9 protein-coding genes are annotated in these 12260 nt (G+C 41.9%); 7 read left to right on the forward strand and 2 right to left on the reverse strand.

The annotated features are described in order from the left end of the window. Nucleotides 1–120: 120 nt before the first annotated feature. Together AKG98_RS20980 and AKG98_RS20985 are read right to left on the reverse strand one after the other, a co-directional pair. Complete coding sequence (locus AKG98_RS20980) at nucleotides 121–1023, reverse strand: acyltransferase (RefSeq protein ID WP_067050856.1); 903 nt, start codon at nucleotides 1021–1023, stop codon at nucleotides 121–123. Between the two features lie 75 nt (nucleotides 1024–1098). Next, nucleotides 1099–2616 (reverse strand): YifB family Mg chelatase-like AAA ATPase, encoded by a 1518-nt coding sequence (locus AKG98_RS20985; protein WP_067050857.1) that lies wholly within the window; start codon nucleotides 2614–2616, stop codon nucleotides 1099–1101. A gap of 497 nt (nucleotides 2617–3113) precedes the next feature. Between AKG98_RS20985 and ilvG the strand changes: the two genes are divergently transcribed. From ilvG to AKG98_RS21020, 7 genes are all read left to right on the forward strand, one after another. Then, nucleotides 3114–4772 (forward strand): acetolactate synthase 2 catalytic subunit, encoded by a 1659-nt coding sequence (gene ilvG, locus AKG98_RS20990; protein ID WP_067050861.1) that lies wholly within the window; start codon nucleotides 3114–3116, stop codon nucleotides 4770–4772. Beyond that, nucleotides 4759–5016 carry an acetolactate synthase 2 small subunit gene (gene ilvM, locus AKG98_RS20995; RefSeq protein WP_369814944.1) on the forward strand — a complete coding sequence of 86 codons (258 nt, stop codon included), beginning with the start codon at nucleotides 4759–4761 and terminating at the stop codon, nucleotides 5014–5016. Before ilvG ends, ilvM begins: the two co-directional genes overlap by 14 nt. A gap of 100 nt (nucleotides 5017–5116) precedes the next feature. Next, the gene (locus AKG98_RS21000; protein ID WP_067050867.1) at nucleotides 5117–6046 is read left to right on the forward strand and encodes a branched-chain amino acid transaminase; all 930 of its coding nucleotides are present in this window, start codon (nucleotides 5117–5119) and stop codon (nucleotides 6044–6046) included. 142 nt (nucleotides 6047–6188) lie between these two features. Next, nucleotides 6189–8036, forward strand: a complete 1848-nt coding sequence (ilvD, locus tag AKG98_RS21005; protein ID WP_067050870.1) for a dihydroxy-acid dehydratase — start codon at nucleotides 6189–6191, stop codon at nucleotides 8034–8036. A 281-nt stretch (nucleotides 8037–8317) separates the two neighbouring features. Then, nucleotides 8318–9433, forward strand: a complete 1116-nt coding sequence (ald, locus tag AKG98_RS21010) for an alanine dehydrogenase (RefSeq protein WP_067050873.1) — start codon at nucleotides 8318–8320, stop codon at nucleotides 9431–9433. Between the two features lie 62 nt (nucleotides 9434–9495). Continuing rightward, on the forward strand, nucleotides 9496–10467 hold the full coding sequence (locus tag AKG98_RS21015; protein ID WP_067050876.1) for a glucosaminidase domain-containing protein: 972 nt from the start codon (nucleotides 9496–9498) through the stop codon (nucleotides 10465–10467). A 495-nt stretch (nucleotides 10468–10962) separates the two neighbouring features. After that, nucleotides 10963–12246, forward strand: a complete 1284-nt coding sequence (locus AKG98_RS21020) for a dicarboxylate/amino acid:cation symporter (protein ID WP_067050879.1) — start codon at nucleotides 10963–10965, stop codon at nucleotides 12244–12246. Nucleotides 12247–12260 lie beyond the last annotated feature (14 nt).

Consider the following 12260-nt stretch of genomic DNA (forward strand, 5'->3'; position numbering starts at 1 on the left):
ATGAGTTTGCTTTATGTTGCGTTTAAGCTTCCGTTATTGGTTGTTCATTACGAAATGGTGCCAACGCGAATAACAACTAATGCAGTACTGATTACCATCAATATGAACGCGGGTAGACAATTAATCATTTAATTGAGTTTGCTTAAGTTCTTCTAACTCTAGGTCTTTACTTATCCATAGTGCATTTATCCATTGCTGGAAATGAGTCTGGAAGGTTTTATCATTGAGATAATCACCAATATAATGTGGGTTAATTTCTTGTGTGGTAATTTGTACTTGGATTTGTTGTACCTGACCGCTAATAAATGCCCAAAAAGTTGGGATACCTTGCGGGTAGTAAATCGTTACGTTGACGAGGGTATCAAGCTGGCCATTCATTGCATCGAGAGCAAAGGCGACACCGCCTGCTTTAGGCTTTAATAAATGACTGAATGTTGATGCTTGTTGGCTGTGTTTATGCTGAGTAAAGCGGGTGCCTTCAACAAAATTCATGACACTGACGGGTTTATGTTTGAACTTAGCACAGGCTTTTTTAGTTGTTTCAATGTCTTTACCACGCATGTGAGGGTTCTTTGCCAAAAACTTTTTGCTGTAGCGTTTCATGAATGGAAAGTCGAGTGCCCACCAAGCCAGACCTAAAAAAGGTACCCAGATAAGTTCTTTCTTTAAGAAGAATTTTAGAAAAGGGATCTTACCGTTCAGTACTCGCTGCAAAACCAGAATATCGACCCAAGATTGGTGGTTTGAAATAACCATATACCACTTATTTAATGACAGTCCTTCTGCACCATTTACTTGGATATTTGGGTTACCAATTAGTTGTTGGGTTATCCCGTTTACAGATACCCAGTTTGACGCACAGCCATCAAGTAAATGATTCAGTATTCTTTGTGCCGTTTCAAACGGAATAATACTTTTTAACAGTGAAAAAATAACAATAGGAATCAACCAAAATATGGTATTTAACAGGTAACAGATAAATGCAATGGCGCCTGCCACCTTTTGCGTGAATGTCGATAACATAATATGGCCTTGGTGTAATGAAGAGCTGAAATGATAAAACTATCATCACATTATGCCAAACAAAAACTGCAATTATCAAACATTAATTTGTTGTAACAAACGATCCATCGCACGATAAGAAAGTGCTTCAAGTAGATGGGATTTATTGATATCTATACAATTGTTTAAATCTGCAATGGTACGAGCGACTTTGATTATCTTATGAAATGCCCGCGTTGATAGGCCCATTTTATTAATGGCTAGTTCTAAAAAAATCGCATCTTGTTGCTGTAGTGGGCAATATTGTTCAATTTCTTTACTGGTCAGGGCGTCATTTAATTTATTGCTGCGCTGGCGTTGAGCGATTTGTGCTGTACTCACTCTTTGCTTAATTTGTTCACTGTTTTCACCGCGCTGCCCTTGTTCCGTTAAACTGCCCCTTGGTAATGCAGGGACTTCAATTGTCAAATCAAAGCGGTCTAAGAAAGGCCCTGATAATTTGCTTAAATATTTTGCCACTTGGCTATTGTTTCCACCAAATTTATTATTATCGTAATAACCTGATGGTGATGGGTTTAGTGCCCCTATTAATTGGAAATTAGCAGGGAAGTCGACCTGTTGATTGGCCCGAGAGATTGTAATCTGTCCTGCTTCTAGTGGTTCGCGTAAAGAATCGAGCGCTTTACGCTGATATTCTGGTAGCTCGTCTAAAAATAGTACGCCATTATGCGCGAGGGTTATCTCTCCCGGTCTTGGGTTTCGACCGCCACCGACTAGCGCGACGGCTGAGGAGGTATGGTGTGGGGTTCGAAAAGGGCGGCGGCACCAATCTTGGGCGACAAATTCGCCGCCACTAATCGATTTTATCGCCGCACACTCGAGCGCTTCTTGTTCAGTCATATCAGGCTGAATACTGGTTAAGCGACTGGCTAACATGGTTTTACCTGTTCCAGGAGGACCAAACAGTAATAAATTATGATTACCTGCTGCACAGATCTCTAAGGCACGTTTGGCACTTTGCTGACCGATAATGTCTTGCATATCGTGTTGACTGACTGATGTTATGGTTCCGGCTGTGGTCCGTTGTGCGGAGGGTAATGTTTGTTGATCCGTTAAATGTGCACATACCTGTTGTAAATCCAGAGCGGTGAAACAAGTGGCATTATCGATAAGTGCTGCTTCATGGCCATTATCAAAGGGAATTATAGTACTGCGTTGGGCTTTTTTACCCGCTATTATACTTGGGATTGTGCCACGGCAAGTACGTAATTTACCGGATAAAGAGAGTTCACCAATAAATTCCAATTGCTGATGTCGATTAGTCGTCACTTGTTGTGATGCGATTAAAATAGCGATAGCAATCGGTAAATCATAACGGCTGCCTTCTTTTGGTAGATCGGCAGGTCCCAAATTGACGGTGATCCGTTTGGCTGGCATCACAAAATTAGAGTTCATCAAAGCACTACGCACGCGATCTTTGGCTTCTTTCACCGATGTTTCTGGTAGGCCGACAATGGTAAAGCCTGGTAGTCCTTCGCTGATGTGAACTTCAATGGTAATTAAAGGTGCGTTGATACCTAAAATTGCACGGCTATAGATCACGGCTAAACTCATTCATCATCCTTGGCTTTTATAATTGTATTTATACCTTAGTGTAATTAACAATAAGCATGCTTGAATTAGGTGGATTATTTTAAAACCTTAAGCAAGGCCTATTTGCCACAGTCTATTTTGTGATGTCTGTCATTTGTGAATTTTTAAACTTGAATTTATTTGTTTTTCAACATTTTAAATTGCCAGTGCGCATTTATTTGGTTGTTTTAGTTATTTTATGCGCGGTTAAAGGCTTGCTTAAATAAATTCACCATGCTAATAATGAATCATAAAAATTTTATAGAGTTGTTGGATTAGTTATATGTTTGGGTTTACTTCGCGTCTTATTATTGTGGTCAGCATTCTGGTGGTAATTATTAAATTACCAAGCCGGGGACTTACTGCTAAGCGAAAATAAGCTTAATCCAGCAATAAGAAAACCCCGGTCAATAACCGGGGTTTTTTTTTGTTTGGCGTTTAACGATTTACAAGAATGATGTTTAAAGGGATGTGGATTAATGAAAGCAACAGAGTTTATTGTAAATGCTTTACGTAAACAGGGAGTAACCCAAGTTTTTGGTTATCCTGGCGGCGCGATCATGCCATTGTATGATGCGTTATATGATGGTGGTGTCGCGCATTTATTAGCGCGACATGAGCAAGGCGCAATCATGGCTGCGTTGGGTTATGCGCGTGCTGGTGCTAGAGTCGGAGTCTGTATTGCGACTTCAGGTCCAGGTGCCACTAACTTAGTGACGGGTTTAGCGGAAGCAATGGCTGATTCGATCCCTGTTGTTGCGTTCACAGGGCAAGTGCCGAGCGCCTTGATTGGCGTGGATACGTTCCAAGAAGTGGATATTCTTGGTATGACGTTATCATGTACCAAACACAGCTTTTTGGTTGAAGATCAAAATGACTTAGATCGTATTATTGCTGAAGCATTCACGATTGCGACAACTGGCCGTCCCGGTCCAGTATTAATTGATATTCCTAAAGATATTCAGTTGGCAGAAATGGCGTGTGAGACGGTATCTGAATTACCTGTGTTACCGCCGTTAGATGGCTTGGTGGATGAAGAAGTGACTGCAGCTCGTGCATTATTACATGCGGCTAAAAAACCAATATTGTATGTTGGTGGTGGTGTCGGTATGGCGAATGCGGTACCTGAACTACGTGAATTAGCGGCAGCATTAGATATTCCGATGGTCAGCACGTTAAAAGGCATAGGCAGTGCCGATCCTGAACACCCTTATTATTTGGGTATGTTAGGGATGCATGGCCTGAAAGCGGCTAACTTAGCAGTACAAGAAAGTGATCTGTTGATTGCAGTCGGTGCGCGTTTTGATGATCGAGTGACTGGTAAACTTGATGAGTTTGCCCCACATGCCAAAGTTATCCACCTTGATATTGATGCGTGTGAACACAATAAATTGCGTGTTGCTAACGTTGCTATTACTACAGATCTTAAACTTATTCTGCCCGCGTTAAAAATGACCTTGGATATTGCGCCTTGGCGATTACATACCTTAGAAATGAAAGTCGATACCGCTTTTCGTTATGATCATCCTGGCATTGCTATCTATGCACCTTTGTTATTGAAGCAATTGTCTGCCTGCTTACCTGAAGACCATTTTGTGGCGTGTGATGTTGGTCAGCACCAGATGTGGACGGCACAACACATGACATTTACCCAACCTGAAAATTTATTATCCAGTGCCGGTTTTGGCACCATGGGTTTTGGGTTACCGGCGGCCGTTGGTGCGGCGCTCGCGCGTCCTGATGCGATGCCCGTTGTGGTCACGGGTGATGGTTCTATTATGATGAACATCCAAGAATTAGCGACGATCAACCGGGCTAAATTACCGGTCAAAATTGTATTAATCGATAATCAACGTCTCGGTATGGTTCGTCAATGGCAAACCCTGTTTTTTGATGGTCGTTTATCGCAGACTATTCTTGATGATAACCCTGATTTTGTGGCGTTAGCGGCGGCATGTGGTATTCCTGGCGAAACGGTGGTGGTTAAAGAGCAAGTGCAACCAGCGATGGACCGTATGCTAGCCAGTGATGGTGCGTATTTCTTGCATGTACAAATATCAGAGCAAGAAAATGTCTGGCCATTAGTGCCACCTGGGGTTAATAACGGTGAGATGTTGGAGCAATATGATGAGTACTAAACAAGTACATGAAGTGGTGATTGAAGCCACCAATACACTCGAAATTTTAGAGCGAGTATTACGTGTTATTCGTCATCGAGGCTTTCGCATTAGTAGCATGAATTCGGTACAAATGAATGATTGCAATAGCATAAAGATTACGGTTACAGTATCTGGAGAGCGCGGGATTGATTTACTCTATAAACAGTTAAATAAATTATTTGATGTGAGTAAATTAAACGTTCAGTACATTACTACAATATAACACTTTATTGAAAACGCTGGTGTGCATTGGATTGTAGGATGCCAGTACTGGCGTTATTTAAAATAATACAAAATTACAGCAATTAAGGGAAGAAGCGATTATGGCGAATACTGAACAGCAAGTTTGGTTTAATGGAAAAATGGTACCGGAATCTCAAGCAAAAGTGAGTGTGTTTACGCATGCATTGCATTATGGATCATCGGTATTTGAAGGTATTCGTGCATATGATACGCCGAAAGGTCCCGCTATTTTTCGTCTGAAAGAACATGTTCAACGTCTATTTGATTCCGCTAAGATCTATGGCTGGTCTATCCCTTACTCAAAACAAGAAATAGAACAAGCCTGTAAAGATGCAGTATTAGCCAATGGCCTTACCAATGCTTACTTACGCCCTCTGGCTTATATTGGTAATGTTGGACTGGGTTTAACACCTAAATCCACAGTATGCGAGGCGCTTGTGGCCGCTATGAACTGGGGTGCTTATCTGGGCGATGACAGTTTGGAAGAAGGCGTAGATGTTTGCGTTACTTCTTGGAATCGCTTAGCACCTAATACTATTCCTACTGGCGCAAAAGCCGGTGGTAACTATTTATCATCACAACTGATCTCATCTGAAGCGAAGCGTCATGGTTACGCTGAAGGTATTGCATTGGATGTGAACGGCACCATTTCTGAAGGCGCGGGTGAGAACTTGTTCTTCGTGAAAAATGGGGTTATCTATACGCCGCCGACAACAGCATGTATCTTACCGGGATTAACGCGAAATACCTTAATGGTACTGGCGCGAGACTTTGGTTATGAAGTGCGTGAAGAACCGATTGCCCGCGAAGCCATGTACTTAGCAGATGAAATGTTCATGTGCGGTACGGCTGCGGAAGTGGTTCCAGTACGTTCTGTTGATCGTATTGACATTGGCACAGGCAAACGCGGTCCCATTACAGAGAAATTACAAACTGCTTATTTTGCTTTGATTAAAGGTCAGAGTGAAGATAAGTGGGGTTGGTTGGATTATGTGGCGGATCCAAGCTAATCGTTCTATTTATATTACTGCTATATATATAAGTAGGTGTTGTTAACACCTGTTTACGACGATGAGTCGATTTTATTATTAAGGTGAGGCGCAGATTGCCTCCTTTATATTAACTGTTTATTTTGTTTCATGGAGAGAACCGATGCCTAAACTGCGTTCTGCAACATCTACCGAAGGCCGTAATATGGCTGGTGCTCGCGCCTTGTGGCGTGCAACCGGTACCCGAGAAGAAGATTTCGGCAAACCAATTATTGCGATTGCTAATTCATTTACCCAGTTTGTTCCTGGCCACGTCCATTTAAAAGACATGGGGCAATTAGTCGCAGGCGAAATTTTGAAAGCTGGCGGTATTGCTAAAGAATTTAATACCATTGCGATTGATGATGGTATTGCTATGGGTCACGACGGCATGTTATATAGCTTACCATCGCGAGATCTAATTGCTGATTCTGTTGAATACATGGTTAATGCCCATTGTGCGGATGCCTTGGTATGTATTTCTAACTGCGACAAGATCACCCCTGGTATGTTAATGGCGGCATTGCGTCTTAATATTCCGGTTATCTTTATTTCCGGTGGCCCGATGGAAGCCGGTAAAACTAAATTATCAGATCAGATCATTAAGTTAGACTTAGTCGATGCCATGGTAATGGGCGCAGATAAAAATGTGTCAGATGAAGATGTTGAAAAAGTAGAGCGTAGCGCATGCCCTACGTGCGGTTCATGTTCGGGTATGTTTACTGCTAACTCAATGAACTGCTTAACTGAAGCATTAGGACTATCACAACCGGGTAATGGTTCATTAGTCGCAACCCACGCAGATCGTGAAGAACTGTTCTTAAATGCAGGTCGTCGTATTGTTGACCTGTGTAAACGTTACTATCAGCAAAATGATGAATCAGTATTACCGCGTAATATTGCTAATCGTGACGCTTTTGAAAATGCCATGACGCTAGATATCGCCATGGGTGGTTCAACCAATACAGTATTGCATTTAATCGCCGCTGCAATTGAAGGCGAAGTCGATTATAGCTTAGCGGATATGGATGCATTATCACGTAAAGTACCGCAGTTATGTAAAGTGGCTCCGTCAACGCCGCTCTATCATATGGAAGATGTGCATCGCGCCGGTGGTGTAATGGCTATCTTAGGTGAGTTGAACCGTGCCGGTTTATTGCATACTGATAATATGACCGTAATGGGTATGACCATGGCTGAGCAGTTAGCTGAGTTTGATATTATCACTACCCAATCTGACGCGGTGAAGAAAATGTATTCGGCAGGTCCGGCTGGTATCCGTACAACGAAAGCCTTTAGCCAAGATTGCCGTTGGGATTCACTCGATGATGATCGTGCTAATGGTTGTATTCGTTCAATCGAAAATGCCTATAGTCAAGAAGGTGGTCTTGCGATATTAACTGGTAACATTGCCATCAATGGCGCGGTAGTTAAAACGGCGGGTGTCGAGGATGATAATTTATTGTTCCGTGGTACTGCACGGGTATTTGAAAGCCAAGATTCTGCGGTAAGTGCTATTTTAGCCAGTGAAATTAAAGCCGGTGACGTGGTTGTTATTCGTTATGAAGGACCGAAAGGTGGTCCAGGTATGCAAGAAATGCTATATCCAACCAGTTATCTGAAATCGATGGGACTTGGTAAAGCGTGTGCGCTCATTACTGATGGTCGTTTCTCGGGTGGTACGTCGGGTCTGTCTATTGGTCATGCTTCACCTGAAGCCGCAAGTGGTGGCTTGATCGGTCTGGTTGAAGATGGCGATATTATTGATATTAATATTCCAGAACGCTCGATGAATCTTGTGGTTGCTGATGATGTACTTGCTGCGCGTCGCACTGAAATGGAAAGCCGCGGGGAATTAGCCTGGAAACCTGTTGAGATACGCGAACGAAAAGTAACACAAGCATTACGTATTTACGGTTACTTTGCGACAAGTGCAGATAAAGGTGCGGTACGCGATAGAAACCTAATCTAGCCTACCTCGTTAGTATTATGTAGCAATTCGCTATGATCTATATCAAGGGTTCAGTGGTAATCGACTATGATTACCACTGGGCCCTTTTTTTGAGGGCGATCTTGCTCACAGAAAAAATTATCTTCTGTTCAACATCAATTTAACAAATCTTCTATAATCTTTTCTTGAAATTAGATGGATCTTTAGTGATTAATTTTGCAGATCTATAGCTATACTGCACCTATATATCGAGAAGGTTTTCTTAACCAGTTAAATAAACCAGAAATTGGAGTGAATAGCATATGATCATCGGCGTACCTAAAGAAATTAAAAACCATGAGTATCGCGTAGGTATGACTCCTGCAAGTGCACGAGAGCTTATTACACATGGCCATACAGTTTATGTTGAAACATTTGCTGGTGCTGGTATTGGTTTTAGCGACAGCGATTATGAAACTGTTGGTGCAAAAGTCTTAACAACTGCCGCTGAAGTTTTCGCAACTGCAGACATGATTGTGAAAGTAAAAGAGCCACAACCTGTTGAACGTGCAATGCTACGTGATGGCCAAGTGTTATTCACTTACTTACACCTTGCACCTGATCTAGCGCAAACAGAAGACCTAATTAAGAGTAATGCAGTTTGTATCGCTTATGAAACAGTAACTGATGCAAACGGTGGTTTACCACTACTTGCTCCTATGTCTGCTGTTGCTGGTCGTATGTCAATTCAAGCTGGCGCACAAGCATTAGAAAAATCACAAGGTGGTTGTGGTCTTCTTATGGGTGGCGTACCGGGTGTTGCTCCTGCAAACGTTGTTGTTATCGGCGGCGGTGTTGTTGGTATGAATGCTGCTAAAATGGCTGTGGGTATGGGCGCTAGCGTAACTATGTTAGACCGTAACCTTACTGTACTCGCTAACCTCGACAACCAATTCGATGGTCGTTTGAAAGTAGTTTATTCTACACACGATGCAATTGAAAAATATGTATTAGAAGCTGATCTAGTGATTGGTGCGGTATTAGTTCCTGGTGCAGCTGCGCCGAAGCTAGTAACTAAAGACCTAATTTCACGCATGAAGCCTGGTGCTGCTGTTGTTGACGTTGCGATTGACCAAGGTGGTTGTTTCGAAACTTCACATGCGACGACACACCAAGACCCAACTTACATCATTGATGACGTTGTACACTACTGTGTTGCTAACATGCCTGGTGCTGTTGCGAAAACATCTACGTTTGCATTAAACAATGCCACACTACCGTACATCATCAAGCTTGCTAACCTAGGTTGGAAAGAAGCATTAATACAAGATGAGCACTTACTAAACGGCCTAAACGTTATCGCTGGTCAAGTAACGGTTCAAGATGTTGCTGAAGCACATAACTTACCGTTCGTTGCACCAAAGAGCATGATTCTATAATCTAGCTTATTGTAATGAACGTGTTAAATTAGCACCATTATTTATTAATGGTGCTTTTTTATATGCAAAAGAAAATAACAATTTTACTCCTGTTTATAGGACTGGGTCTTTTCGGTTTCTATACCGCGCTTAAATCTGATGATGCTATTGAAGTCGAAAAATCAGATGTGCCAGACTTTGCTGCGTTTAATGATGTTACCGCCAAGAAAACCGCATTCTTTAATTATCTACAACCCGCATTTGATACCGTTACTGCTGAAGTATTAGCAGAGCGTGCACTGCTAACTCAATGGCAGGCTAAAACAACATTAACAGCACAAGAGCAAACGCAGCTGCAATATATGGCCAGTATGTATAAAGTGACAGCTAATAATGACCATGCCTTGATTAATGCGTTATTGTTACATGTTGATGTAATCCCAGAAGAACTGGTATTTAGTCAGTCGGCGAATGAGACCGGTTGGGGGACATCACGCTTTGTGAAACTTGGACATAACTTCTTTGGTCAATGGTGCTTTAGCAAAGGCTGTGGGATTGTCCCAAATCAACGCGAACAAGGGGCTGCGCATGAAGTGGCAAGCTTTGATTCGATCGAAGCGTCAGTGCGTTCGTATTTCCGCAATATCAATCGAAACCAGAGTTATTTACCGCTACGTGAGATCCGTTCTGAGTTACGTAAAAACGGCGAGGTCATTGATGCCTGCGCACTCGCGGCAGGGTTAATTAATTATTCGGAAAGAAAAGAGGCGTACATTGCAGAGGTTCGTGCAATGATCCGTCACAACAGTCAGTTCTGGCGAAATAATGAAAATACGGATTATAGTTTATGTGCAGCACCAAAACCTGTGGTGACCGAAATTGTTGCAGAAGAAGCGATTGTGCTCCCTGATGTCATCACTTTAACGCCGGACTCAACTATTGTTGAAGCGGAAAATAGTGATTCAACAATAGTTGAGCCTAACAAGGTTGCCGATAATGTTGAAAATGACACTGCAACGCCAGAAAAACCAATAAAATCGGCTGTGGCAGAATAATCATCTAGTTTATTTTTGGGGTGCTCAGAGCCTTTTTGAGTGCCTTTTTTGATTTTACTCTTCTTTAATACTCTCCTATTTTTAATGCTATTAGTTCGCAAGGGTAACTTAGGTTAAATTTACGCTATAAATCACTACATTTGTTAAAACTCACTGGTTTTTTCTGTTTTCCTTATTATCGATACAATGCCTACTTTTGAGTATATAAGGGTTTTTGTCGGTTTTTGTACGGTAAAGCTGACGTTTCTTAATTTAAAGTGACTTTTATTGATGATTATATAGATGTTACGTAGTCGTAAAAGGTCAAAAAATACTTGGATATGTGACCAACCTCAATTTTCCTGTTGCCAGATGATTGAACTGCTTCCCTTCATCAATAGAGTTGTAATACTCTCCACCCATCAAATCTTGCAGTGCAAAGAATTGTAAAAATATAAAAATAATATATAAGAAAAAAACACACACTACTATGATAATTGAAAGGCTGAGTTTGTTATGGATAAATCACTAAGTTCGAAAATATTTATATCCCTGTTTGTGGGCTTGTTACTGGGTACTATCGTTCAGTATGGCTTTGGCGCAGGATCGTTTCTTGATACATATTTTGTCGGTGCAGCTACTGCAGTCGGTACTATGTTTGTATCACTGATTAAATTAATGGTTGTGCCATTAGTTTTCATCTCTATTGTATGTGGTGTATGTGAACTGAAAGACATCAAAAGTTTTGGTCGCTTAGGTGGCAAAACGTTCTTCCTTTACCTCGCTAATACAGCAATCGCAATCACAGTAGCACTTATTGTGGCAATGATTGTTCAACCCGGTGTTGGTGCCAACCTTGCTGAATTGGGCGGTACTGCGGTACACCTAGCATCAACAGAAACACCTGATATCGGTCAAATGATTGTTAACATCGTACCAAGTAACCCAGTGCAAGCATTTGCTTCTGGTGACATGTTACAAATCATCTTCATGGCAATCATCACTGGTCTGGCAATTCAAGCGCTAGACAAAAAAGGTGGTCCAGCGATTAATGCATTCCAAATCGCGAATGACATCATGATGAAACTTGTTAGCCTAATCATGAGCTTTGCCCCGTTTGGTGTATTCGCGTTAATGATTCAATTAGGTGCGACGCTTGATGGTGCAACGCTTGCTTCAGTAGCGGGTTATGTGGGTCTGGTTGTAGCATTGCTTTTAGTATGGATCTTAATTGTATACCCACTAGCAGTATGGGCAACAACGGGTATCCGTCCAGCTACATTCCGTCGCCAAGTTCGTGAGCAGTTCCTATTTTCACTATCTACAGCAAGCTCAAACGCCACTATTCCGGTAACGATGCGTACCCTTACGGATAAGATTGGTGTATCGAAAACAGTTGCTGGTTTTGGTGTTCCACTAGGCGCAACAATGAATATGTCTGGTGTATCTATCTATATCTCAATTGCGACAGTATTTGCTGCCAACGCATACGGCACACCACTACAAGTGACTGATATGTTCACTATGGGTCTAACTATCCTACTACTATCTGTTGGCGCAGGTGGTGTACCAGGTGGCGGTATCGTGATGATCGGTGTGTTACTAACACAACTTGGTCTACCTGTTGAAGCACTCGCTATTATTGCTGCGGTTGACCGTATCAACGATATGTTCTGTACTTCTGCTAACGTAATCGGTGATACAGCGGTTAATACGATTGTTGCTAAGAGTGAAGGTGAACTAAACCTTGAAATAGCACATGCATCTGAAGAAATAAATGCAGTAGCTAAAACAGCGTAATCAATTAATATAAA

Origin of the sequence: Moritella sp. JT01, from assembly GCF_001574435.1 — a bacterium.
Lineage (GTDB): Bacteria > Pseudomonadota > Gammaproteobacteria > Enterobacterales > Moritellaceae > Moritella.